This window comes from Methylophaga thalassica MP, from assembly GCF_000214595.1.
Lineage (GTDB): Bacteria > Pseudomonadota > Gammaproteobacteria > Nitrosococcales > Methylophagaceae > Methylophaga > Methylophaga thalassica.
Genome location: NZ_AFIG01000003.1, coordinates 386,632 through 412,758 on the forward strand (window position 1 = coordinate 386,632; position 26,127 = coordinate 412,758).

Sequence of the window (26,127 nt, forward strand, 5' to 3'; positions counted from 1 at the left end):
ATTATCTATGTTGGCATCATGTTTATCACGTTCATTCATTGTGGGTTTTCTCGCCCTGATGTTGACCTCATGTGGACAGAGTGATCAATCTCAGTCCGTCACTGATAATACATCGAACAATAAGACCTACCGCTGGAAAATGGTCACGACATGGCCACCAGGCTTCCCTGTTTTACAAGAGGGGGCTGAACGTTTTGCCGCCAATATCAAAGCGATGTCCAATGGTCGCCTGGAAATCAAAGTCTATGCGGGTGGCGAACTTATTCCTGCATTACAAGTATTTGAAGCCGTGTCACAAGGTACAGTTGAAATGGGTCATGGCAGTGCCTATTACTGGGCTGGTAAGGTGCCTGAAGCCCAGTTCTTTTCTACCGTGCCTTTTGGTATGACAGCTTTAGGTATGAATTCATGGCTATACGATGGCGGCGGTCTCCAATTATGGCGTGAAATCTATAAACCGTTTCATGTCATCCCCTTCCCACTTGGTAATACGGGTGTTCAGATGGGTGGTTGGTTTAATAAAGAAATCAACTCAGTTGATGACCTGCAAGGTCTAAAAATGCGTATTCCGGGCTTAGGCGGCAAAGTATTAGCGAAAGCCGGCGGTAACCCTGTTTTATTAGCCGGTAGCGAAGTTTATAGTGCGCTTGAACGTAATACCATTGATGCCACTGAGTGGATTGGCCCATACCATGATGAGCGTTTAGGCCTTTACCGTGCTGCACAGCATTATTATTATCCGGGCTGGCATGAACCGGGCACCGTACTCGAATTAACCGTCAATGAACGTGCTTGGAATAGCTTACCGGCAGATCTACAGGCAATCGTCACTAATGCCGCACAAGCAGAAAACCTGACTATGTTGTCAGAAATGGAACACAAAAATGCCGAGGCATTACAGATTTTAAAAGCCCGCGATGACATCACCATTGCACCATTTCCTGATGATGTTTTACAACGTTTAAAAACCTTATCTGAAGAGACATTAGCCGAAGAAGCGGCGAAAAATCCTAAGTTTAAACGTGTGTATCAGGCATATCAGGCATTTCGTAAGAAAGATGCTGCCTGGTCTGAAATCTCTGAGCGTAGCTATCTTAATATTGAACCGGCACAATGATTTTTTTGATCTTTACCGCTGAAGGCTTAGCAGAAGCCGCTGCAGAGATAAAAGCAGAGAAAACCACACTCTGGCTGAATCCTGGTCTACAAGAAAATGATAAATTGTCTGGGTTTATCGCTGCAGGTTGTGATTGTTATTTTCTACCCGAACAGGTTGATGCAGGCAATGAGAAAGCGGTATTAAATGCCTTAAGTCACGTAGAAAAAAATAGTCGTGACAATGAAATCTATGTTGAATATTTATAAATGAAAAATGTCCTTTTTATCGTCTTTTGTTTGATCAGTTTGTCTGTATTTGCCGACTCAGAGTGGGCTGCCTCAGATGTCCAAGTGGATAAACCGATTGATATCAAGGTTTACCGTAACCCTGATTGCCAATGCTGCCACAAATGGATGACTTACCTGGAAGATCACGGTTTTCATGTTATTGATCAACCAACACACAATCTTGATGCCATAAAAGAGAAGCTCGGTGTGCCCAGTGCGATGCACTCCTGCCACACTGCCTTGGTAGACGGTTATGCTATTGAAGGCCATGTACCAGCAGAAGACATTATGCGCTTATTAACCCAAAAGCCGGATATCACCGGACTTGCCGTCCCACAAATGCCTGTCGGTACACCCGGAATGGAAATGGGACTGCGTAAAGATAACTTTGCTGTTATCGAATTTAATCAAGCACAGCAATATTCTATTTTTACAACATACCAAGTTGATAAGAATCACCAATATCAGGCCAGCACAACCGAGGAATAACGATGGAAGTGCTCGTTGTGCTGAGCAGGTTACTGTTCTCGGCATTTTCTAATGTTTTTCAAAAGCAGCTGACTCACCGTGGTTTTGACTCACTGTTTATTGTGTTTAGTGCTTACATTGTTCTGGCTGTAATTTGTCTGCCATTACTGTTCTTATTTGATCCGTTTTCGCTGACGGCCACGTTCTGGATCAACATTTTTTTTGCCGCTTTACTCGACATGGCAGGTACGGTGTATCTGGTGATCTCATTGTCAAAAACTGATTTATCTGTATTTGGCCCATTGAATGCCTATAAAGTCGTTGTTTCAATGATTTTGGCAATGATCTTTATTGGTGAAATACCAAACCTGCAAGGTTTCTTTGGTGTCGCTGTCATCGTTGCCGGTAGTTATTTTTTATTTCCAGCTAAAACAGCTCAACAGAGCCGTATATGGACCTTATTGAAAGATAAGGGTGTGCAATACCGTTTTTTATCTATTCTGCTTTTTTCTATCGGCACCCTGCCACTTAAAACAGCAGTGGTTAATGGTGGCGCTTTAGCGACAACTGTCTTCTGGTGTCTATTGGGACTACCACTGGCTGCCATGACCCAATGGTTTTTCATCAAAGGCAAGCTGCAAGAAAATATGACAAAAGCACAGGCAAATATTCAGTCGTTTATTTATCTGGGTTGTCTGATCTTTCTGATGCAATACATGACAATGCTGGTATTTTCACAACTATTCGTCGCTTATTCTCTGGCATTATTTCAGTTAAGTATGGTGTTACAGGTTTTCTTGGGCTACCGTATTTTTAATGAACAATATATATGGCGGCGTCTATCAGCCTGCCTGGTGATGGTTGCTGGCAGCTTACTGGTGTTAAACGCTTGAGCGAGATCAGGCGTCGCCTGTTATCATGCACTCAGATTGCTAATGGAGAATACAATGAAACGGTTAACTGTCATGCTGACCGGCCTGTTCATGTCAATGCACGTTTTTGCCAACACCATACTGACACCGGTATGGACGAGTCCGGCAGAACTCAAAAACCCTGAGTCCGTTATCTACGATCCGATAACAAAATTGTTATACGTCTCGAACGTCAATGGTAGCCCGCTTGATGTTGATGGCAATGGCTTTATCAGCCAATTATCTGTAGATGGCAAGATACAAAAACTGCACTGGCTGGATGAACTCAATGCACCCAAAGGCCTGGCACTGAATGGCAATAATCTCTATGTTTCTGACATTAATGAATTAGTCGTCATTGACATTGCAGAGCAACGGATTATTAAACGTTATCCTGCCGAAGGGGCAAAATTTCTAAATGATGTTGCGGTGGATAAACAAGGTAATGTCTATGTAAGCGATATGATGACAGATCGCATCTATCGTTTAGCTGATGACAAATTTATTATCTGGATGGAAGACCCCGCGCTGGAAGCTCCCAACGGCTTACTGGTAGAACACAATAATTTAATCGTCGCCAGCTGGGGTCATATGACCAATGGCTTTGAAACCGAAACACCAGGTCATTTAAAAATCATTGATCTTATTACTCACCAAATGAAAAGCCTGGGAGATCAATCTCCTGCAGGTAATCTTGATGGCATTGAAGCCGATGGCCAGGGTAACTATCTGGTCACTGACTGGCTTAATGGTCGTTTATTAAAAATTACACCTCAGGGTCACAGTGAAACCTTGATTGAGTTTAATCAGGGTAGTGCTGATCACACCGTGATGCCAGAGAAAGACCTCGTTATTGTTCCGATGATGATGGATAACGTCATCACCGCATTCCGGATAAATCGTTAAATGTCATTTGAAGATCTTTTACTAGAAGACAGCCTGTTAAGTGCAATTTCTGCTCAAGGCTATACTGAACCCACCCCAATACAAACAGAAACTATACCGCTTATTCTGGCAGGTCAGGATGTACTGGCCTGTGCAGCGACAGGTACCGGAAAAACAGCGGCCTTTGTGCTGCCTTTGTTGCAAAAACTGTGGGATAGAAAGCAGCGTTCGCATGAACCTGTTGCCTTAATTCTGGCGCCGACACGTGAGCTAGCATTCCAGATCCAGCACGTGATAAAAACATTTAGTAAACAAGATCCTATTGATATTGCGATGATTACCGGCGGTCAGGCGCCCGCAGCACAGCAAAAGTTTTTGGATGAAGGTTGTGACGTCATTATCGCCACCCCTGGCCGTCTATTAAATTTAGTTGAACAAGATCAGGCCGATTTATCACTGATTGAATTTGTGGTGATTGATGAAGCTGATCGTATGCTGGATATGGGCCAAGGTCCGGATGTGGCAACACTGTTAGCCTCCATTACAACCGCTTTTCAAACCTGTTTATTTTCCGCCACCCTGGCCGGTGCTGGTGTCGAGATTTTTGCTAATACCTTATTGCCTGATGCCACACGAGTGGATGTGAATGCCTCAAATCAGTACGCAGAACAAGTACAACAACGTGTTTATCTGGCTGATAACCGTGAGCATAAACAGGCTTTATTAACAGCCGTTATCAACTCAGATGACTGTAAAAGTGCTTTAGTGTTTTGTAATAAAAAAGAACGCGCTGATGAAGTCGCTGACTATCTGCAGTCACAAAACATTTCTGCCCAAGTTGTGCATGGTGAGTTTTCACAAGCAGATCGGCGCGAACGTACCCGCAAATTTCGCCAGGGTAAAACCAAAGTATTAGTGGCAACTGACGTTGCCTCTCGCGGCCTGGATTTACCACAGGTAAGCCATGTCATTAATTATGACGTGCCATTCCGCGGCGACATCTATATTCACCGAGTGGGCAGAACCGGTCGGGCCGGGCAGTCAGGGATTGCTGTCAATCTAGTGGAAGCGCACGATCAAAAAAACCTGGAACGTATCCAGCATCATATCGGCCAAACTCTGCCGGTGGTCAAAATGAAAGGTCTGGCACCAAAAGGTAAAGCCAACAAACAAAAAAGCAAAAAATCAGCAAGCAATCGCTATATCGCTAAAAAAGATCGTGCTCCGGAATAAATCAGCTAAGTCAGTCAATCTGTTACGCTGCTTATTAGTCATAAGCAGTGTGTTGTTGTTGGCAGGGCTGTTTATGCCCATGCTGACGATTACGCAATTTCTGGTCATCAGTGATGATTTCTCGGTGATTTCCGGTATCACTGAACTATGGAAAGCACAAAAGTACGTATTATTTTTTATAATCGGCATTTTTAGCATTGTGATGCCATTAGCCAAAATCGGCCTGCTGTTTCGTTTATTACGGGCAGACTCGCATCCGACACCGGTAAAAATGAAATTATTAAATCTCATGCATGACTATGGTCGTTGGGCAATGCTCGACGTTATGGTGGTTGCCATGCTGATTGTCACCGTCAAACTAGGCGCTATTGCCAGTATTCAAATTCACCCGGGCTTGTACGTGTTTGGCGCAGCCGTATTACTGATTATGCTGACCACGCAACTGACAGTGAATGCATTACGCAGTCAGACAGACTAACCCGTATTTCGCATCCCTGCCGAAATTGCACTAATGGTTCGTAACAGCGGATCAAGCCATTTATCGCGTTCTTCTTCGGAAAGGGCATTTTCACGATAACGCTGCAATAACAGAATCTGGATATAGTTAATCGGGTCCAGATACGGCTCGCGTCTGCGCAGAGAGGAGCGCAGTGCCGGTGTTTCCGACATGAGTTTATCTTCATTCACCACCAGCAACACCTGTTTCACCGTACGATGATATTCGGCTGAAATCACCTCAAACACCTGCTGCCCCTGAAACGCATCTTCACACAACGCCGCATAACGGCGAGCGATATTCATATCCGCCTTCGATAGAGACATTTGAGTATTACTCAACAGTGCACTAAAGAAACGCCACTCCTTCACCATTCTGCGTAATGTTTCAATTTTTTCAGGGTCATTCTGATGCCATTGTTCCAGCGCAGTGCCGATGCCATACCATGCCGGTAAAGTATGTCGTGACTGTGCCCAGGAGAAGACCCAACCGATAGCCCGTACTGAGGCTTTGGAACGATCGCCCTGTTTACGGTGCGACGGCCTGGAACCAATATTCATCATGCCGATTTCTGTGACCGGACACACCTCATAAAAGTAATCCAGAAAACCCGCTGTATTTTCTGTTAATTTACGGTAACTCTGCTCACCCACGGTGGTGAGTTGATGCATAACGTCCATAAAGGCAGGTTCATCATGGCCGGTCTCGGCCACCAGACTACGCGAAGCCTTCATTAATCCAGACACACCCATACCTAATTCATAGGCGGCTGTTTCGATATTGCCATACTTAAACGACAACACTTCGCCTTGCTCAGTGAACTTGATCTGTCCCTGCACCGTACCAACAGGCTGAGAGAGAATCGCATCATGAGTTGGGCCACCACCGCGACCAATGGTGCCACCACGGCCATGGAACATGCGGCATTTCACACCATGTTGTTCTGCCAGATGGCTTATGCGCTGCTGCGCCTGATATAAATTCCATACCGAAGCCAGAATACCGCCATCTTTACAGGAATCAGAATAGCCGAGCATGACTTCCTGTAAATTGCCCGAAGCCGTTAATAAACGACGATAATGTTCATTTTCCAGCAAGGCCGACATCACCGGTTCAATGTGTGATAAATCTTCAATGGTTTCAAACAGAGGTGAAACCCGAAGCAGACAGAACGTCTCTCCATTCTCCTGATAACCACATAAGCCCGCAAAGCGCCCCAGTGTTAACACTTCGAGAATATGGCTCGCCTGATGTGTCATCGATATCACATAGCTGCCAAATGCATTCGCGCTGACTTCTTTTTGTAATCGATTCATCAGTTGAAACACTGACAATATCTCTTTATTTTGTCCTTCTAATTCGGGTAATGGTGGTAATTCATGCCTTGCCAGCAGATCGGTGAGTAAAGACTGGCGTTGTGTTTCATCCAACTGTTGATAATCTTCACATAAGCCCGTTTGACGAAGAACCTGAGCCACTGCCTCAGTGTGTAATGTCGATTCCTGACGTACATCCAGGTGATATAAATAAAAGCCAAACGTTTCTACCAGTCGAATCAAATCGGTCAGTTCACTGCCGGCCAGATCGGCATCACCGTGTGAGACTAATGAATGATGAATGATGCGGAGATCCTGCAATAATTCCTCTTCATTCTGATAAGCCAGCCCCAATGAAGTGGGTTCAAGATCAGGACGAAAATATTGCTGCAATAGACGTAAATTATCTTCCAGCCGATGCCGCATCATATAAAGTTTTCGACGGTAAGGCTCGTTCAGGAACCGATCTGGTTTGGCTCTGAAGGCACCAGCATAACGCTGCTCGGATTCATCAATATTCGCCGCTAATTCGTCACTGATTTGGCACAAAGGCTGTGAATGCGTGAGTTGGTAACTCAGTTTAGTGACATCTTCCAGATAACGCCGGATCACCGTACGTTTCTGTAACTGAATTGCCATATCAGTTGTTTCTGCGGTCACGAAAGGATTACCATCACGGTCACCACCAATCCATGAACCAAACTGAATATAACCCGGCACTTTAAATGTCGCACCCGCCGCGATTTCCTCTTTATAAACCCGGCGAATCGCATTTTCCATATTGCGATAACTTCTAGGCACCGCATCAAACAGGCTCACGTTGAAATAATAAAGACCATTCTTAATTTCATCACGCACGGTGGGTTTAACTGCACGCACTTCATCCGTTGACCACAGTAGTTGCACCTGTTTTTTTATCTCTGCCCGTGTGCGCTCTTCTTCAAAAGCCGTTAACGGATCATTGGTCAGCTTTTCATCAAGTAAGAAAATACGACGCAGGATTTCCATCAAGGTACGACGTTTTGACTCGGTCGGATGCGCCGTAAATACAGGCATATACACCATGGTATCCATCATATGCTGTAATTGCTCGAGGGTGACGCCTTCCTGTTTAAACTGGGTCAGGGTATCTAGATAGGACCCGTGCCATAAATCACGACCGTTACGAAGCTGGATCAGTCGGTTATGGTAGTTAAACGCTTCTTCCGCCGTATTTAGCAGACTGAAATACAAATTAAACGCCCGAATCACTTCACGGAGTGTCGTCGCATCCAGGGTATTCAGAAAACTTAATAACTCTGTTCGTAATAAAGCGTTATCGTCCTTGCGAAGATTGATAAAGCCCTTACGTAATCGCTCTACCGTCTCATAGACCTCACGGCCGGCACGCTCATCAATAACTTCACCAAGGATATGGCCAAGAAAGCGGACGTGTTGGCGCAGCTCTTTATCGTCAAGCATAGATAATTGCTCGACCGTACTTAGTACAGGTTCATAATCTGTCATAGTTTCAACGTTCGTTTACATGGTGATAGAGATCGATATAGATATTGGCGCTGTTTTCCCAACTGAAATCCCCCTCCATTGCGGTGATCATCAGTTTTCGCCATCTCCGCGGATGCTGAAACAGTGCGATAGCGCGTTCCAGTGTTTCATATAAAGCTTCTGCTGAAGCCTCGTCAAAACAAAATCCATTAGCGGTGCCGGATTTACGGTTGTCGTCGTTAGCATCAACGACGGTATCAGCCAGGCCGCCGGTATTACGCACAATTGGCAGGGTACCATAACGCAGACTATACATCTGATTCAGGCCACAAGGCTCGAAACGGGACGGCATCAGAAAAACATCAACGCCAGCCTCAATCTGATGCGAAAGCTTTTCGTCATAGCCAATTGTTAATGCCACTTTATCAGGAAAACGGGCACGAAGTACACGTAATGCTTGCTCAAAATCTGATTCACCACTGCCCAGACAAATCAGCTGAACATCCTGTCCTTGTTCCAGTAAGCGTGTCACGGCTTCTATCGACAGATCAATGCCCTTTTGTGACACCAAACGGCTTATCAAGCCAATGAATAATGTCTGTTCAGATTGAGGTAAATAAAACTTTTGCTGCAATGCCTGCTTATTTTTCTTTTTACGGTTCGGTGTTTTTACTGAATAGTGATAATTCAAATAGGGATCAATGGCCGGATTCCACTCTTCATAATCAATCCCGTTTAAGATACCGCTTAAACGCCCCTGCTCAGCCCGATAAGATAATAAACCTTCTAAACCGTAACCAAATTCAGCATGACAAATCTCTTTGGCATAAGTTGGACTCACCGTTGTAATCTGATCACTAAAAATCAGGCCTGCTTTCATAAATGACATCAGCCCATAAAACTCTAGCCCCTCAATAGACCAGAGCGTTTCAGGTAAGTCGAGCGCATCAAACACCGGGCGTTCAAATAATCCCTGATAGGCCATATTATGGATAGTGAAAATGGTGTCAGGTTTATTTTCTCTCGGCGATAACAGAGCCGGCGCCAAACCCGTTTGCCAATCATTACAATGCAAAATATCCGGTTTCCAGTCCAGACCAGCTTCATCTATAGCCAAGGCTACAATGGCGCGACAAAACAGACTAAACCGAGCCGCATTATCCTCCCAGTCGTAACCATCAGGGTGGCTGTAAGGGCCACCATTTCTGTCAAAGTGATATGGTGAATTTAATAACCATACGATAACTTCGGTACCAGGTAATCGCGCTTCGATAATCTCTACCGGCATGTGGTAACCATCCAGTTTCAATGTTGCGACTATTTGAATCTTTTCAATTTTTTGCAGGCATTGGCGATAGGCAGGCATAAAAATTCTGACATCTTGTCCATGTTGCGCCAGAGCAGTCGGTAAGCTGGCAGAAACATCAGCCAAGCCGCCGGTTTTCATTAAAGGATGAACTTCACTACTGGCAAAAAGAATTTTTCGCACGCTTATCTCCCAAAAATTGTACAATTCTCCAAATTATATACGGTCAACGGCTGAGTAATAGCCTGCAACGGGAGAAATCATGCAATCTTGTACCATTGTTATTTTTGGCGCCACAGGCGACTTATCTAAGAAAAAGTTATTGCCTGCTTTATACCATCTTGATGCGGAAAAGCGTTTAACGGCAGATACACGCATTATCTGTATGGGTCGTCGCGAATCCAGTCAAGAAGATTGGAAAGCACAGGTCACAGAATTTGTCAGCCCCAAAGCACGTGGCGGCGTGAATAGTGATCTTCTCAACACATTCCTGGACCGTATTCATTATTTCCAATGCGACATTAATGATGCATTCAGCTATCACGAATTGAATACATTAATTACTTCAGAAGAAAATAATTTCTCACAGAACATTGTTTTCTATCTCTCTATCGCACCTGCTTTATTCGGTGTTGTGGGAGATCAGTTAGCCGCCGTTGGCCTGAATAAAGAAGATAATGGCTGGCGTCACTTAGTAGTGGAAAAACCCTTTGGTTACGACCAGAAGAGCGCGGAAGAATTAGAAGGTATTTTGCGCAAAAACTTCACAGAACAACAAACCTATCGTATTGATCATTATCTGGGTAAAGGCACTGTACAGAATATTTTTGTATTCCGCTTTGCTAACTTGTTGCTGGAGCCATTATGGAACCGTAACTATATTGATCACGTCCAGATTACTCATGCTGAACAACAAGGCGTTGGTGGCCGCGCCGGTTACTACGATACCTCTGGCGCGCTGCGCGATATGATCCAAAGTCACTTGATGCAAGTCATGGCACTCGTGGCAATGGAACCGCCAGCAGACTTAGGTGATGAATCATTACGCGATGAAAAAGTAAAAGTCCTAAAAGCAATTCGTCCTATTACTGAAGATATCGTCGATGACCATGCCTTCCGCGCACAATATGCGGCAGGTGAAGTCAATGGTAAAAAAGAACCTGGTTATCTGGAAGATGATGAAGTACCTAATGACAGCGTGACAGAAACTTACGCCGCTATGAAGCTTTATATCGATAACTGGCGTTGGCGCGGTGTACCGTTCTATTTAAGAACGGGTAAATGCATGCCTGAATCTAAAGCGATGATTGCTATCCGCTTTAAGAAACCACCTCAAGAATTATTTAAAGATACGGTGATTGGTGACAGTCATGCCAACTGGATCGTCATGGGGCTGCAACCAGACAATACCTTACGTATTGAACTGCAAGCCAAACAACCTGGTTTAGAATTAAGCAACCACACAGTGGCACTTGAAACAGTTGAAACCGAAGACACAAAACACCGCTTAGATGCCTATGAGGCATTAATTCTGGATGCTATTTTAGGTGACCGCTCACTGTTCCTTCGCTCTGATGAAGTCAACCTGGCATGGAAAGTCGTTGATCCTGTCATCGAGAAATGGGCAAAAGATAAAAGCTTTGTTCACACCTACCCTGCGGGTACATGGGGACCTGAAGAAGTAAGCCGTATTCAGGACAATTCATGTCACGCATGGCGCAACAACATTTAATCTGTTCTACAACAAAAAAGCCGGCTTTATGCCGGCTTTTTTATTTCATCTACAAACAAACTTAATTCATTGCCTGCCCGAGTTGAATTTTTTTCTCTGGCTGCCATTCTTGATTAAAGGGTTTCATACCAGCAGGTAATAACATCACTACCGTCGAGCCCATATTAAACCGGCCCATTTCCTGGCCTTTTTCAAATGATAGCGCTTCATCTCCTACGTAAGTCCAGTTTTCGATTGTTTTACCATAAGGCGGAGTTATCTGGCCGGCCCATACCGTCTCCATACTACCAACAAAAATAGCTCCCACCAATACCAAAACAACATCACCAAATTCCGTGTCGAATACACAAATAACACGTTCATTACGAGCAAATAATCGGGGTACGGCTCTCGCGGTTCGAGGATTAACTGAAAATAATTTTCCAGGCACATAACGCATTGCCTTTAACTTTCCTGCTACCGGCATGTGGATACGATGATAATCGCGAGGTGATAAATAAATAGTGGCAAATTGCCCATTATCGTAGCGCTGCGCCAACGACTTATCGCCCCCCAATAATTCTTCAACGCTGTAACTTCGACCCTTAGCCTGAACAATGGTTTGCTCAATGATAGGTCCTATTTGACTCACGGCCCCATCGACGGGTGAAACAACCACATCCTTTCCTGCGGCAACAGGACGAATGCCCTGACGAAGTTCACGCGTAAAGAAAGCATTGAAGCTTGGATAAAAATCACGATCAGACACCGCAGCTTCACTCAAGTTGACGTCAAACTTCCAAGTAATAAAACGGATAAATGCATTCTTAAACCATGTCATCTGACTACGTGTCAGCGCATGCATGATGACAGATAAGGTATGCTGCGGAATCACATACTGCGGCAACGTCAAAATCACATCAGATAGTTTGCTGAACCAAGAAGGTTGTTGGTGTTTTTGCGTTTTACTCATGCCTGCCTCTTTAACCAATTGCCCAAGCTTGTCATAATTCTGTGTAAACCTTTATCAAATAAATCATGGAGTATAACAAGCAATGAAGAAGTCGCTGTCGCTAATCACCATCTTATTAATGTCTCTGTTAGTGACGCCGATTCATGCTGCTGATGAAAGCGAGAAAACACCACCTGTTTATTACAAAATCGAAGAACCCTTCACTATCAACTTTGTTAATCAGAGTCAGAAACGCGCACGCTACCTGCAAATCAAAGTTGCTTTAATGGCTTCAAGCCAGGAAGCTATGGATAGTGCTGTACTCAATCTGCCCATGATTCAGGATGAGTTAAGAACATTGTTTTCACAACAAACATACGAGTCGGTGACGACGATACAAGGCAGAGAAAAATTAGATGCTCTTGCAACTGAACGCGTACAAAAAGTACTACAAGAAGAAACAGGCAACAGTGATATTAAAAAAGTCTATTTTACGAGTTTCATTCTCCAATAAACGGCACGCTCTTTGCTTAAATTAAACTAACAAAACGGAATAACAATACCATGGCTGAAGAACGCGAAGACATTGAAATTACTGAAGGCAAAGGTGGTAAGAAAAAACTGCTGATTATCATCATTGCTGCATTAGTACTTATCGGGGGCGGTGTAGCAGCATTTTTGCTAATGAGTGGCGGTGACGAACAGGCTGAAGAAGAGAAAGTTGAAGTCAAACACCCCCCTATTTATTACGCCATTGAAGAACCTTTCATTGTGAATTTCTCTGAGCAAAGCAAAGGCGAAGTGAAATACATGCAGATCAAACTCAAGGTTAAAGCCCGCTCTCAGGATGTGATTGATGCGGTCACGCTTAACCTGCCAGCGATTCAACATGAGCTAAATATGCTGTTCTTTAGTCAAAATTATGACGAACTTCAGACTGTCGAAGGTACCAAAGCCTTGCAACAAGCTTGTTTAAATACCATAAATGAAATTTTGAAAAATGAATCTTCCGTTGATGGACAACTGGAAGCCGTCTACTTTACCAGCTTCATAATGCAATAATCATGGCTGTTCATGACATCCTTTCACAAGATGAAGTAGATGCGCTGCTTAATGGCTTGGGTGATGGCGATCTTGAAACTGATTCATCAGACAATAATGCCAATGTAGGCACCCGACCATACGACTTCGGTAATGAAGAACGTATCATCCGTGGCCGGATGCCAACCCTGGAAATGATTAATGAGCGTTTTGGTCGTTATTTAAGGATCAGCCTTTTTAATATGCTGCGTCGCTCTGCTGAAATCTCAGTGGGCGGTGTACAGGTGATGAAATTCTCCGAATATATACACACCTTATTTGTGCCGACCAGTCTGAACTTGATTCATCTGCATCCGCTCAGAGGTACCGGCTTGGTGGTGTTTGAGCCCAAATTAGTCTTCACATTTTTAGATAATTTCTTTGGTGGAGATGGTCGTTTTCAAGCACGTATTGAAGGAAGAGAGTTCACCTCAACCGAGCTACGCGTCATCAATATGGTGCTCAACCTCTGTTTCAAAGATCTGACTGAGGCCTGGTCACCAGTGATGCCGGTTGAATTCGAATTTGTAAACCACGAAGTTAATCCACAATTTGCCAATATTGTGAGTCCAAGTGAAGTCGTGGTTATCTCTACCTTCCATGTCGATTTAGACGGTGGCAGTGGCGATATCCACATTACTTTCCCCTACTCTATGCTTGAACCTATTCGTGAGTTGCTGGACACCGGCTTACAAAGTGACCGCAGCATGGATGATGGACGCTGGGAAAAATCCATGCGTGAAGAAATTATGCTGGCTGATGTAGAGCTCTGGGCAAACTTAGCTCAAGCCACATTATCACTTGGACAAATAATGAAATTAAAACCAGGGGATATCATCCCGATTGATATGCCCAAGCAAGTCACGACCATGGTAGAAGACATTCCCATGTTTCGTGCCACATTTGGTGAACATCATGAAAAAACGGCATTAAAAATCATGGAAATTATTGAACATCCTCACGATACAAGTTCAACGATCCACCTGAAAAAAGGTAAAAAATTATGAGTGAAGACACCCAGACACAAGATCAGGAATTGGCTGACGAATGGGCGGCTGCACTGGAACAACAAGGTGATGCCGATGGTGCTGAAGAGGATCCATGGGCAGCCGCTTTAGAAGAGCAAGCTGAATCAGAAGCCAGTCAAAAAGCGAATCCTGCTCCAGTAGCCAAGCTTGATGATGAAGGAAGACCAAAATCAGATGTCGATCTGGATATGGTGATGGATATTCCTGTCACTATCTCAATGGAAATTGGTCGTACCAAAATCAGTATTCGTAACCTTTTACAACTCAGTCAGGGCTCAGTGGTTGAGCTAGATAGACTGGCGGGTGAACCGATGGATGTGCTTGTCAACGATACTCTAATTGCCCATGGTGAAGTTGTTGTGGTTAACGATAAGTTTGGTATTCGTCTGACGGATATTATCAGCACATCAGAACGTATCAAGAAATTGCGCTGATGAAAAAACTCTGGCCTCTCATAATCGGCTTGGGCTTTTCAGTATCAAGCTATGCTGCTACTGAGTCCGCGACGCATAGCCTAAACCAGTCACCACTGTCCGCCCTTAATTTATTGCAAACCTTATTTGGTTTGTTACTGGTTCTGGCCTGTATTGTCGCCGTAGCTTGGCTACTGAAACGGACAAATCGCTTTCACGCCGCCGCCAACGGTAAATTAAAGGTCATTGCGGGCATTCCGTTGGGTACCAGAGAGCGTGTCATTTTGGTACAAATCGGTGAAGAACAATTATTACTTGGGGTAACGGCTCAACAGATTAATACCTTACACAAACTGGAAACGCCGTTAACAGAGACCGAATCGTCATCTCCCAATGAATTCGCCAATAAACTTCGCCAGTTAATGCAACGAGGTGATACATGATACGACTGTTGCTGAGTCTATGCTTATTGGCATTTCCATTAATCAGTCTCGCTGATCCCGGCATTCCGGCTGTGACGGTGACTGATGGTGAAGGTGGACAAAGCTATAGCGTCACCTTACAAATTCTGGCATTAATGACGGCGCTCACATTACTGCCTGCTGCTTTAATGATGATGACCTCTTTCACCCGGATTATTATTGTCTTAGCAATATTACGTCAGGCGATTGGTGTGCAATCCACCCCCTCCAATCAGGTACTCATCGGCTTAGCCTTGTTTCTGACTATTTTTATCATGCATCCGGTGTTTAACCATGCATACAATGATGGCATTGTGCCGTATATGAATGGCGACATCGAGTTTACGCAAGCTATTGAACAGACTGGGCAACCGTTTAAAGAATTTATGCTTGCTCAAACACGGGAAAGTGATATTGCCTTGTTTGCCTCTATTGGCGGCTATGAAGAAATGCAAACACCGCAGGATATTCCCTACAGTTTGTTACTACCCTCATTTGTGACCAGTGAACTCAAAACTGCTTTTCAGATTGGGTTTCTGATTTTTATTCCGTTTCTGATTATTGATTTAGTGGTGGCCAGTGTACTGATGGCAATGGGGATGATGATGCTTTCTCCTATGTTGATATCACTACCCTTTAAATTAATGCTGTTCGTACTTATTGATGGATGGGCACTCCTTATGGGAACCTTAGCTTCGAGTTTTTACGTGTAATTATGACGCCAGAAACCGTTCTCACCGTGATGCAGCAGACCTTACAGATCATCTCGATTTTGATCGCTGCTATCTTATTGCCGGCGCTATTGATTGGTCTTCTGGTCAGCATGTTTCAGGCCGCGACTTCGATCAATGAACAAACGTTGAGTTTTATTCCTAAACTGTTTATCACCCTGCTTGTCCTGGTGATGGCCGGACCATGGATGCTGGAAATGGTGCTTGGCTTCACTCGTCGTTTGTATGAAGAAATACCGTTTCTTATCGGTTAATGATGGAAATCAGCACCGCTGAGATTACCGGTATGTTAGGGCTTTATATGTGGCCCTTCATTCGTATTGCAGCCATGATCATGGTCTCCCCGATTTTTAGTAGTAATTTTTTAAGTACCCGCACACGCATCATTATCGCCTTGGCCATCAGTATTATTCTGGTACCGAATATCCCCGCCAGTATGCCTAGCGTTGAACCGCTAAGTGTCGAAGGTTTATTGATCATCGCTCAGCAAATTCTGATTGGCGCATGCATGGGCTTTATGCTGCAATTACTGTTCAATGCCTTTATCGTTGCCGGGCAAATCATTGCGATGCAGATGGGGTTGGGCTTTGCCTCCATGGTTGACCCACAAAACGGCGTACTGGTCCCGGTCATCAGTCAGTTTTATCTGATTTTTATCACACTACTGTTTATCACCGTAGATGGGCATTTGATTCTAATTAAGGTGTTATCCGAAAGTTTTGTCACCATGCCGATTTCTGCAAGCGGCTTACCCCCTACTGATCTTCGAGATATTGCTGCTCAGGCAAGTTGGATGTTTGCTGCTGGCGTCATTATTGCTTTACCTGCGATAGGTTCCATTATGATGGTCAATTTAGCGTTTGGTATCTTATCGCGTGCTGCACCGCAAATCAGTCCATTCTCTATCGGCTTTCCGATGACCATTGTGATGGGGTTTGTCATTATGTTTGTGACCTTGCCATTAGTGGCTGATCACTTACTGGAGATGACAGATCACATATTACAACTGATAAGGTTAATGGTGGTTCAGGATGGCTGAGCAAACTGGACAAGAAAAAACAGAACAGCCTACGGGCAAGCGTTTAGAAGACGCCCGACAAAAAGGCCAGGTTCCACGTTCAAAAGAATTAACTACGGTGATGGTTCTGGTAGCCAGTGCCATCGCTCTTTTTTTATGGGAAGCAGTCTGATTGCGGATATGGCTGCGGTCATGAATGAATCCCTTACCCTGACCCAAAAACAAATATTTGATCCGATGGCGATGGTGCATCATTTCATGCATATGATCGAAATTATTTCTTTTGATCTAGGAATGTTCCTTGCCGTCACTGTCTTTGCAGCACTGGCAGCACCAGCCCTCATAGGCGGCTGGAATTTTTCCACACAAGCCATGGCGTTTAAACCTGAAAAAATGGATCCCATTAAGGGGCTTAAACGCGTTTTTGGTCCTCAAGGTTTAGCTGAGCTGGCAAAAGCATTAGGTAAATTCATTCTTATTGGTGCTATATCTACCGCAATTTTGTGGGGAATACGTGACCAATTATTGACGCTTGGCAGCCAGGAAGTGAACGTTGCCATGACCGATTTAGGTTATTTAACGTTGTGGGTATTTCTTGCAATCACAGCCAGTTTGATTTTAATCGCACTCATCGACGTGCCATTTCAATTATGGAATCACAACCGTCAACTGCGGATGACCAAGCAGGAAGTCAAAGATGAAATGAAACAAACAGACGGTAATCCTGAAGTCAAAGGTCGTATCAGACGTATGCAGATTCAAATGTCCCAGCAGCGGATGATGCAGGATATTCCCTCAGCGGATGTCGTTATTACTAACCCGACTCATTACGCTGTCGCGCTTCGTTATGATCAATCTCGTCCTGGCGCACCTATTGTTGTGGCTAAAGGCGCAGATTTGATTTCACAACAAATTCGACTGGTGGCACAAAATAATGAAGTTCCTATTCTGGCAGCACCACCGCTGACTCGTGCCGTATATTATTCAACAGAAATCGGCGAAGAAATTCCATCTGGTCTATATATTGCAGTAGCTCAGGTACTGGCTTTTGTATTCCAATTGCGTCGCTACCGAAAACAAGGTGGCAAGAAACCGCATTTGAATCCAGAAGATTTACCAATACCTGAAGAATTTAGACGAGATTAACGCTACATGGAAAATAACGTACTGGCTGCCCGTTTTAAATCAGTTGTAAACGGTCAATTAGCCACGCCAATGCTACTGGTGGCATTGCTGGCCATGGTTATCCTTCCCTTACCAGCATTTATGCTGGATATGCTATTTACCTTTAATATCGCCCTATCACTGGTGATTGTACTTGCCAGTATTTACATGCTTAAGCCGCTGCACTTTGCAGCCTTTCCCAGTATTTTGTTGATCGCAACCCTACTGCGCTTAGCATTAAATGTCGCCTCAACCCGTATCATTCTCTTGGAAGGACATACAGGTGCTGCAGCGGCTGGTAACGTTATCGAAGCTTTTGGCGAGTTCGTGATTGGTGGTAACTATGCTGTCGGTTTTGTGGTGTTTTCTATCCTCGTCATTATTAACTTTGTCGTAGTCACCAAAGGTGCCACACGTATTGCCGAAGTTAGTGCCCGCTTCACTCTGGACTCTATGCCTGGTAAACAAATGGCCATCGATGCTGATTTAAACGCTGGTCTTATCGATCAGGATGAAGCACGTCGCCGTCGTGAAGAAATTATGCAGGAATCAGACTTTTACGGTTCCATGGACGGTGCCAGTAAGTTTGTCCGTGGTGATGCTGTCGCCGGTATCCTAATCCTGTTTATCAATATTATTGGCGGTTTCATTATCGGTGTTGCCCAACATGATTTGAGTTTTTCTCAAGCCGCACAGAACTACACATTATTAACTATTGGTGATGGTCTAGTTGCCCAGTTACCTTCATTATTACTGGCATCAGCAGCCGGCCTGCTGATTACACGCTCCACAAAAGAACAGGATATGGGGCAACAGATTGTCAGTCAGTTATTGAGTAATCCCAAAACCTTGGCAGTGACATCAATTATCATCGGTGGACTTGGCTTAATTCCGGGTATGCCAAATATCCCCTTCCTGATTCTAGCCGCCATCGGTGGTGGCAGTGCATTTATGATTCATCAGCGTCAAAAAGTCGCCACGCAGAATGAATTAACGGCGTCCCAACAACCTTCATCTGAGACTTCCCGTGAGCAACGTGAACTCAGTTGGGATGATCTGAGCCCGGTTGATCCTATTGGTCTGGAAGTGGGTTATCGCCTTATTCCTCTGGTAGATAAAAACCAGGGCGGACAATTAATGAATAGAATCAAAGGAATACGTAAGAAAATATCACAAGAAATGGGCTTTTTGATCCCACCGGTACATATTCGCGATAATTTGGACCTAGCACCAACGGCCTATCAAATCACCCTGTTTGGAGTGACATTTGGTGAAGCAGAAGTACATCCAGACAGAATGCTGGCTATCAATCCAGGTCAGGTTTTTGGTGCGCTTGAAGGTATCAAAACGCAAGATCCTGCTTTTGGGCTTGATGCTACCTGGATTGAAACCGGTCAACGAGAATATGCACAAGCGCAAGGCTACACCGTTGTTGATGTCGACACGGTTATTGCTACCCATTTGAGTAAGATTCTGAATAATCACGCCCATGATCTGCTGGGACGTGAAGAAGTTCAGCACTTGCTTGATAACCTTGGAAAATCTGCGCCTAAACTGGTTGAAGGTCTGGTGCCTGATACCGTGCCATTAGGTACGGTACAAAAAGTCTTACAAAACCTGTTGGAAGAAAACATTCCTGTGCGTGACATTCGCACCATCACCGAAGCGATTTCTGAACAGGCGAGTCGTAATCCAGATCCTGAAGCCATTACAGCCGCAACACGTATGGCACTGAGTCATTCTATTATTCAGCATATCAATGGCACTCGCACTGATTTGCCGATTATCACCTTAGATCCAGAACTGGAACAGATATTGCTAAAAACTTTACAGGCATCGGGAGAAGGTGGAGCCAGCCTGGAACCAGGACTGGCAGAGAATATGCACAAGAACTTGCAGGAAGCCACTCAAAGACAGGAAATGACGGGTGACTCAGCTATTCTGGTAGTTCAGGCAGGTTTGAGAAGTTGGATTTCTCGTTTTATTCGCCACTCCATTCCCGGTTTGAACGTGTTGTCCTATAACGAAATACCGGATGACAAACAAATAAGAATAGTGGCCAATATCGGCCGATGAATTAGAGTTTGAGGTTGATGTATGAAAATCAAACGTTTCCAGGCAGCTGATGTACGTCAAGCTATCCGAGAAGTAAGAGATGTTCTCGGTCCGGATGCAGTCATTCTCTCCAACACACGTGTTGATGGTGGGATTGAGATCGTCGCGGCCACTGATTATGACGAATCGCAGTTTCGTCGTCAGTCTCAGGTAGACGAAGCGCCACAACCTCATGTATCTCCAAGGGTAGAAATTAATCCCAGTCTTGAGAGTAATTCGTTTGAGCCATCTCAGCCTGCTCCGAAACAAAATATCTGGTCTCAGGAACCCACTTTAGTCCAGATGCGTAAAGAAATCGCTGGCTTACGTAATATGCTGCAAAACCAGCTTTCCGATCTGACATGGAAAGATATGGAACGTCAAAATCCAACTCAGGTACAGCTACTGAAGCGCTTTATGCAAATGGGTATTGATGTTGAACTTGCCAAATCCATTACCGCAAAAATACAAGGTATTGATGATTTAGAAACAGCATGGCGTCATTGTCTCGGGCAGTTAGCCTCTCAAATTCATCTCACTGAAGAAGATATTTTATCGCAGGGCGGCATCTATGCACTGGTCGGACCAACCGGTGTTGGCAAAACCACTACCATCGCTAAACTGGCCGCTCGTTGCGCTCTAAAGCATGGCGCCCGGCAGGTTGCGCTCATCACTACTGACTGCTATCGCATTGGTGGACAAGAGCAGTTACGCACCTATGCCAGGATTCTAGGCGTGCCTGTCAGAGTTGCCAGAACCCATGCTGAGCTGACTGAAACACTCAATGACCTGCTTGATCGCCGCTTTATCCTGATAGATACTGCGGGAATGAATCAACGTGATATAAAACTGACAGAGAAGTTTGCCGTGATTAAACAGCAGTCACCTCGTGTCAAAACTTACTTAACGATGTCAGCGAACACTCAAACAAGTGCTATGGATGATATTATTAATGCCTATTCTCACTTGAACTTGAGCGGCTGTATCCTGACAAAAACAGATGAAGCCAGCAGTCTTGGTGGTGCCGTTTCAGCTTTAGTGCGGCATCGATTACCACTGGCCTATATTGCTAATGGTCAGCAGGTTCCTGAGGATCTGAGTCTCGCCCGGCCAAATACACTTGTTAATCAGGCCAGTGAGTTGATGAATGATGAGCAACAACTGGATCCTCAAACAGTATCCAGTTATGGAGGTTTTGCCGCCTATGGCTGAAAATACCCATGATCAAGCTGCTGGCCTTCGAAAAATGGCACAAGCAGCCAGACCAGTGAAGGTCATTGCTATTGCCAGTGGTAAAGGTGGGGTTGGTAAAACCAATGTCACCGTTAACCTGGGCGTTGCACTTGCTGCATTGGGCAAAGAAGTCGTTCTATTGGATGCTGACTTAGGCTTGGCAAATATTGACGTTATGTTAGGGCTTCATCCTCAATTCAATCTGCTTCATGTTCTGGATGGCTCAAAAACACTGAATGAAATAATTGTTGAGGGACCCTCTGGTTTAAAAATCATTCCTGCGACGTCTGGCGTGAAAAAAATGGCCGAGTTAAGCAGTGCTGAACACGCTGGCATGATACAAGCCTTCAGCGAAATGGATCAGCATATTGATGTTTTACTTATCGATAGTGCAGCCGGGATCGCAGATAGTGTTATCAGCTTTAGTAAAGCTGCTCAAGAAGTCATTGTGGTGGTGTGTGATGAACCCGCTTCCATCACCGATGCTTACGCTTTAATCAAATTACTCAGTCGTGAACACCAAGTAGAGCGCTTCCATATCGTCACTAATATGTGTAGAAGTGTACAAGAAGGTCGTGAACTGTTTGATAAAATTTCGCTAGTCTGTGATCGCTTTCTCGACGTCACCCTCGATTTTATGGGTATAGTACCGTTTGATGAGGATTTAAGACGGTCTGTAAAGAAACAACGCAGTGTAGTAGAAGCATTTCCACGTAGCAAAGCGGCTACAGCATTTAATCATTTAGCCAAAAAAATAGAGTATTGGCCAGTACAGAAGCAACCACGTGGGCACATGGAATTTTTTGTTGAAAGACTCATTCAGGCAAGTATGGAAATGGTATGAGCAACAGAGCTGTCATGTACACATCGGGTCAAAGTAAATCAGAATTGATTGAACAGCACGCGCCATTGGTAAAGCGAATCGCTTATCACATGATCGCCAGACTGCCAGCATCAGTTGATGTAGAAGATTTGATCCAGGCAGGTATGATTGGCTTACTTGATGCTTCACATCAGTATAACTCAGCTCAGGGTGCCAGTTTTGAAACCTATGCCGGTATCCGTATTCGTGGTTCGATGCTGGATGAAATCCGACGTAATGACTGGGCACCGAGATCCGTTCATAGAAAAGCCCGAGAAATTGCAGAACAAATGCATAAAATAGAACAAGAAAAAGGGCGAAATGCTTCAGACAGTGAAGTAGCGAGTGCACTTGGTATCGATATCAATGAATACTATCAACAGTTAAATGATTCGAGTGGTTATCAGATTTTCAGTCTTGACGAGTTTACTGATAATGATGAAACCCATGCTCATCCAATATCTGTCGGCCCCAGCGGACCCGATGATGAAGTTCAGGATGATGATTTCCAACAGGCATTGGCACAAGCCATAGACACACTACCAGAGCGAGAGCGCTTATTAATGAGCCTGTATTATAATGACGAATTAAATTTAAAGGAGATAGGCGAGGTTCTGGGAGTCAGTGAATCCAGGGTCAGTCAGATTCATAGCCAAACTGTGATTCGACTTCGCGCCAAACTTCGTGACTGGATTATGTAAATTTTGGAGGTGTGCTTTGGATAAAAATATGAAGATCCTGATCGTGGATGATTTTTCCACAATGCGTCGGATAATAAAAAACCTGTTACGAGATCTGGGATTTAACAATACGCAAGAAGCTGATGATGGTCTTACGGCCTTGCCTATTCTTCAGGCAGGCGGAATTGATTTTCTGGTCACCGATTGGAATATGCCAGGCATGCAAGGTATTGATCTGCTTAAAACTGTTCGTGCCGATGAAAAACTTTCATCACTACCGGTTCTGATGGTCACCGCCGAAACAAAACGCGAGCAGATTATTGAAGCGGCACAGGCTGGCGTGAATGGTTATATCGTCAAGCCATTTACTGCAGCAACGCTTAAAGAAAAAATCGAAAAGATTTTTGAACGCATCAACGCACAATAAGGAGCACTCGGCTCATGGCTTCAGCAAATCAGGCAACCCAATTAGAAGCAGCAAGAGCCCTCGTCGAGGCGCTTGAAAAGAATGATGAGATCGCTGCGGAGGAACAACTGACAATTCTGGCAAAAGCACAGGAAAGTCATTTATTCAAAGAAGTAGGCAAGCTTACACGTGAACTTCATGATTCTTTGAATAACTTCAATCTTGATGCAAAACTGGTCGATTTAACCCAGAATAATATGCCTAACACACGTGAACGGCTTAACTATGTCATCACCACGACAGAAGAAGCGGCACACAAAACCTTAGGTTACATCGATAACACCTTACCTTTAGCTCAAGAACTCCGAAATACTGCCGAAAAGATAGATGAGAGTTGGCACCGTTTTCGGAAAAAGGAAATGAATGCAGATGAGTTTCGCTTGTTGGTAAAAGAAATAGAAGAGTATTTACCTACAGTGAAACAACATGCAGATCAGGTTCACCATAATTTATCTGAAATGATGTTGGCTCAGGGCTTCCAGGACTTAACCGGACAAGTGATTCGTCAGGTTATTAGCTTGGTAGAAGAAGTGGAAGACAGTTTAGTGCAGTTAGTCAAAGTGGCTGGCAAACCGAAACAGTCTCCGAATAAAAAAGAAATTGACCCAATTAAAGCTGAAGGTCCGCAGATAAATGCACAAGACAACCCGAACGTGGTGAATAACCAGGATGATGTGGATGACTTGTTATCTAGCCTCGGCTTCTGAGGAAATGATTCATGGCGCTGGACACAGATGATGAAATCCTGCAAGACTTTCTTGTTGAAGCAGAAGAAATATTAGAAGGTCTGAATGAGCAACTTGTTGAGCTAGAAAATAGCCCGCAAGATGCCGATCTCCTTAACTCCATCTTTCGTGGTTTTCATACCATTAAAGGTGGTGCAGGCTTTCTTAGTCTGGAAGCGATGGTCAATCTTTGCCACAAGAGCGAGGACTTATTCAATCTGTTAAGACAAGGTGAACGCTTTGTCGATGCCGATATGATGGATACCTTCCTCAAAGTGCTCGATATTCTTAATACGATGTTTGCCGAAATTAAATCCGGTCAATATCCAAGCCCTGCTGATAATGAAATTATTGAGCAATTATCTGTATACATCAATAATGATTCAGCCGTGGCTGCGCCAGAGCCAGAACCAGAAGTCGCGCCTGAAGAACAAGTTGAGGAAGTTGCGCCATCTCAAGGATCAGAATCAGCCAGTGCAGCTGCAGATGATGAAATCACGGATGATGAATTTGAAGCTTTATTAGACCAGCTCCATGGTAATTCTGCGCCAGGCATTAAAGACACAGAAAAAGCAAGTACACCTGCTCCTACCCCAACACCCACTTCAACAGGTAGTGATGACATAACTGAAGAAGAGTTTGAGGCTCTTCTGGATGAATTACAGGGGGCAAAAAAGGCACAAGCTGAGCCCCCTGCCCCAACACCATCCGTGCCCAAACCAGCTAGCCCGCCAGCATCTGATAAAGCGGCAGAAACCAAAGCTTCTGCACCGAAACCAGTAGAAAAAGCCCCTACTGCTGCTGAAAAGGTTGAAGCGAAAGCGGCTCCTGCCAAACAAGCAGCGGATACCAGTGTACGTGTTGATACAAGCCGTCTTGATGAAATCATGAATATGGTGGGTGAACTTGTACTGGTAAGAAACCGTATAAGCACGCTTGAATCAGCGTTTGAAAATGAAGAGATGGCAAAGGCTGTCAATAATCTGCGCGTGGTCACAGGGGATTTACAGACGGCTGTGATGAAAACGCGTATGCAGCCAATCAAAAAAGTATTTGGTCGCTTCCCTCGCGTTGTGCGGGATATAGCCAGAAGCCTTAAAAAAGATATTGATCTTGAGCTTCGTGGTGAGGAAACCGATCTTGATAAAAACTTAGTTGAGGCACTGGCCGATCCGCTTGTGCATTTGGTCAGAAATGCGGTGGATCATGGTATTGAAATGCCCGATGTGCGTGAAGCTGCTGGTAAACCTCGTCAAGGTAAAGTCGTCCTCTCTGCCGCTCAGGAAGGTGATCATATCTTACTGACTATCGCTGATGATGGTGCGGGTATGAACCCTGAAACACTGCGCCGTAAAGCTGTTGAAAAAGGCATGATGGATGAAGACACAGCAGGAAGACTTACAGAATCCGAGTGCTTTTCACTGATCTTCTCTCCCGGTTTTTCCATGAAACAGGAAATATCAGATATTTCCGGCCGTGGTGTCGGTATGGACGTGGTAAAAACCAGCATATCGAAACTGAATGGCGTTATCGATATTCAATCTGAAGTCGGTGTGGGTACAACCCTCTCTATTAAGGTCCCACTGACATTAGCCATTATGCCGACATTGATGGTGATGTTGGGTGAACAAATTTTTGCATTCCCGTTGGTTAACGTGAATGAGATATTCCATCTCGATCTTTCTAAAACCAATGTGGTGGATGGTCAACAAACCATTATGGTGAGAAATAAAGCCTTACCCTTATTTTATCTCAGCAAATGGCTGACCAAAGGTCGGACTGATGGCAAAAAACCTGAAATTGAACATGTTGTTATCGTAAATGTAGGTACTCAGCGTGTCGGCTTTGTGGTCGATGTCCTGCTGGGGCAAGAAGAAGTTGTTATTAAACCACTTGGAGCTTTGTTACAAGGAACTCATGGGTTTGCTGGCGCGACTATTACTGGTGACGGCCGCATTGCATTAATTCTGGATTTCCCAGAATTAATGAAAGTCCATGCTAACCGTGGATATTAGGAGTAGGT

26 protein-coding genes and 1 pseudogene are annotated in these 26,127 nt (G+C 44.5%); 24 read left to right on the forward strand and 3 right to left on the reverse strand.

The window, feature by feature from the left end; translation table 11 throughout:
• Positions 1-7 precede the first annotated feature (7 nt).
• From MAMP_RS13415 to MAMP_RS13445, 7 genes are read left to right on the forward strand one after another with little or no spacing between them, the layout of a single operon-like run.
• Positions 8-1,117: a TRAP transporter substrate-binding protein gene (locus MAMP_RS13415; RefSeq protein ID WP_007146624.1), complete on the forward strand. Its 1,110-nt coding sequence runs from the start codon at positions 8-10 to the stop codon at positions 1,115-1,117.
• Positions 1,114-1,365, forward strand: a complete 252-nt coding sequence (locus MAMP_RS13420) for a hypothetical protein (protein ID WP_007146625.1) — start codon at positions 1,114-1,116, stop codon at positions 1,363-1,365. The genes MAMP_RS13415 and MAMP_RS13420 overlap by 4 nt, the downstream gene beginning before the upstream one ends.
• A complete protein-coding gene (locus MAMP_RS13425; protein WP_007146626.1) occupies positions 1,366-1,875 on the forward strand; it encodes a DUF411 domain-containing protein in 510 nt (169 codons plus the stop codon). It abuts the gene before it with no gap.
• Between the two features lie 2 nt (positions 1,876-1,877).
• Positions 1,878-2,747 carry an EamA family transporter gene (locus tag MAMP_RS13430; RefSeq protein ID WP_007146627.1) on the forward strand — a complete coding sequence of 290 codons (870 nt, stop codon included), beginning with the start codon at positions 1,878-1,880 and terminating at the stop codon, positions 2,745-2,747.
• A gap of 54 nt (positions 2,748-2,801) precedes the next feature.
• Complete coding sequence (locus MAMP_RS13435) at positions 2,802-3,671, forward strand: SMP-30/gluconolactonase/LRE family protein (RefSeq protein ID WP_007146628.1); 870 nt, start codon at positions 2,802-2,804, stop codon at positions 3,669-3,671.
• Positions 3,672-4,883, forward strand: coding sequence for a DEAD/DEAH box helicase (locus MAMP_RS13440; protein ID WP_007146629.1), 1,212 nt, complete (start codon positions 3,672-3,674; stop codon positions 4,881-4,883). It begins immediately after the preceding gene.
• Positions 4,870-5,361 carry a paraquat-inducible protein A gene (locus tag MAMP_RS13445; RefSeq protein ID WP_237701233.1) on the forward strand — a complete coding sequence of 164 codons (492 nt, stop codon included), beginning with the start codon at positions 4,870-4,872 and terminating at the stop codon, positions 5,359-5,361. The genes MAMP_RS13440 and MAMP_RS13445 overlap by 14 nt, the downstream gene beginning before the upstream one ends.
• Here the strand turns inward: MAMP_RS13445 and ppc are convergent.
• On the reverse strand, positions 5,358-8,201 hold the full coding sequence (gene ppc, locus MAMP_RS13450) for a phosphoenolpyruvate carboxylase (protein ID WP_007146631.1): 2,844 nt from the start codon (positions 8,199-8,201) through the stop codon (positions 5,358-5,360). The genes MAMP_RS13445 and ppc overlap by 4 nt on opposite strands.
• A 4-nt stretch (positions 8,202-8,205) precedes the next feature.
• Entirely contained in the window at positions 8,206-9,669 is a 1,464-nt protein-coding gene (gene glgA / locus MAMP_RS13455) for a glycogen synthase GlgA (protein ID WP_007146632.1), read from the reverse strand.
• Positions 9,670-9,748: 79 nt separating this feature from the next.
• Between glgA and zwf the strand changes: the two genes are divergently transcribed.
• A complete protein-coding gene (gene zwf, locus MAMP_RS13460; RefSeq protein WP_007146633.1) occupies positions 9,749-11,218 on the forward strand; it encodes a glucose-6-phosphate dehydrogenase in 1,470 nt (489 codons plus the stop codon).
• 61 nt (positions 11,219-11,279) lie between these two features.
• Here zwf and asd read toward each other — a convergent pair whose 3' ends face one another.
• Complete coding sequence (asd, locus tag MAMP_RS13465) at positions 11,280-12,170, reverse strand: archaetidylserine decarboxylase (protein ID WP_007146634.1); 891 nt, start codon at positions 12,168-12,170, stop codon at positions 11,280-11,282.
• An 82-nt stretch (positions 12,171-12,252) separates the two neighbouring features.
• Here asd and MAMP_RS13470 point away from each other — a divergent pair, with 82 nt between their 5' ends.
• From MAMP_RS13470 to MAMP_RS13545, 16 genes and pseudogenes are all read left to right on the forward strand, one after another.
• Entirely contained in the window at positions 12,253-12,663 is a 411-nt protein-coding gene (locus MAMP_RS13470) for a flagellar basal body-associated FliL family protein (RefSeq protein WP_007146635.1), read from the forward strand.
• A 50-nt stretch (positions 12,664-12,713) separates the two neighbouring features.
• Complete coding sequence (locus MAMP_RS13475) at positions 12,714-13,211, forward strand: flagellar basal body-associated FliL family protein (RefSeq protein WP_007146636.1); 498 nt, start codon at positions 12,714-12,716, stop codon at positions 13,209-13,211.
• 2 nt (positions 13,212-13,213) lie between these two features.
• Positions 13,214-14,236: a flagellar motor switch protein FliM gene (gene fliM / locus MAMP_RS13480; protein ID WP_007146637.1), complete on the forward strand. Its 1,023-nt coding sequence runs from the start codon at positions 13,214-13,216 to the stop codon at positions 14,234-14,236.
• Entirely contained in the window at positions 14,233-14,691 is a 459-nt protein-coding gene (gene fliN / locus MAMP_RS13485) for a flagellar motor switch protein FliN (RefSeq protein ID WP_007146638.1), read from the forward strand. Before fliM ends, fliN begins: the two co-directional genes overlap by 4 nt.
• Complete coding sequence (gene fliO, locus MAMP_RS13490) at positions 14,691-15,113, forward strand: flagellar biosynthetic protein FliO (RefSeq protein WP_007146639.1); 423 nt, start codon at positions 14,691-14,693, stop codon at positions 15,111-15,113. Before fliN ends, fliO begins: the two co-directional genes overlap by 1 nt.
• Positions 15,110-15,844, forward strand: coding sequence for a flagellar type III secretion system pore protein FliP (fliP, locus tag MAMP_RS13495; RefSeq protein ID WP_007146640.1), 735 nt, complete (start codon positions 15,110-15,112; stop codon positions 15,842-15,844). The genes fliO and fliP overlap by 4 nt, the downstream gene beginning before the upstream one ends.
• Before the next feature lie 2 nt (positions 15,845-15,846).
• Complete coding sequence (gene fliQ / locus MAMP_RS13500; RefSeq protein WP_007146641.1) at positions 15,847-16,116, forward strand: flagellar biosynthesis protein FliQ; 270 nt, start codon at positions 15,847-15,849, stop codon at positions 16,114-16,116.
• Positions 16,117-16,118: 2 nt separating this feature from the next.
• Positions 16,119-16,901, forward strand: coding sequence for a flagellar biosynthetic protein FliR (gene fliR / locus MAMP_RS13505; protein ID WP_007146642.1), 783 nt, complete (start codon positions 16,119-16,121; stop codon positions 16,899-16,901).
• A pseudogene (gene flhB / locus MAMP_RS13510) lies at positions 16,894-18,026 on the forward strand (flagellar biosynthesis protein FlhB). Before fliR ends, flhB begins: the two are co-directional and overlap by 8 nt.
• Positions 18,027-18,032: 6 nt before the next feature.
• Entirely contained in the window at positions 18,033-20,120 is a 2,088-nt protein-coding gene (gene flhA, locus MAMP_RS13515; RefSeq protein ID WP_007146645.1) for a flagellar biosynthesis protein FlhA, read from the forward strand.
• A gap of 21 nt (positions 20,121-20,141) precedes the next feature.
• The gene (flhF, locus tag MAMP_RS13520) at positions 20,142-21,350 is read left to right on the forward strand and encodes a flagellar biosynthesis protein FlhF (protein WP_007146646.1); all 1,209 of its coding nucleotides are present in this window, start codon (positions 20,142-20,144) and stop codon (positions 21,348-21,350) included.
• Positions 21,343-22,215 carry a MinD/ParA family protein gene (locus MAMP_RS13525; protein WP_007146647.1) on the forward strand — a complete coding sequence of 291 codons (873 nt, stop codon included), beginning with the start codon at positions 21,343-21,345 and terminating at the stop codon, positions 22,213-22,215. Before flhF ends, MAMP_RS13525 begins: the two co-directional genes overlap by 8 nt.
• Complete coding sequence (locus MAMP_RS13530) at positions 22,212-22,934, forward strand: RNA polymerase sigma factor FliA (protein ID WP_007146648.1); 723 nt, start codon at positions 22,212-22,214, stop codon at positions 22,932-22,934. The genes MAMP_RS13525 and MAMP_RS13530 overlap by 4 nt, the downstream gene beginning before the upstream one ends.
• Before the next feature lie 28 nt (positions 22,935-22,962).
• Positions 22,963-23,340 (forward strand): chemotaxis response regulator CheY, encoded by a 378-nt coding sequence (gene cheY, locus MAMP_RS13535; protein WP_040576613.1) that lies wholly within the window; start codon positions 22,963-22,965, stop codon positions 23,338-23,340.
• A 14-nt stretch (positions 23,341-23,354) separates the two neighbouring features.
• Entirely contained in the window at positions 23,355-24,086 is a 732-nt protein-coding gene (locus MAMP_RS13540) for a protein phosphatase CheZ (RefSeq protein ID WP_007146650.1), read from the forward strand.
• 11 nt (positions 24,087-24,097) lie between these two features.
• Complete coding sequence (locus MAMP_RS13545; RefSeq protein WP_007146651.1) at positions 24,098-26,119, forward strand: chemotaxis protein CheA; 2,022 nt, start codon at positions 24,098-24,100, stop codon at positions 26,117-26,119.
• The last annotated feature ends 8 nt before the right edge of the window (positions 26,120-26,127 follow it).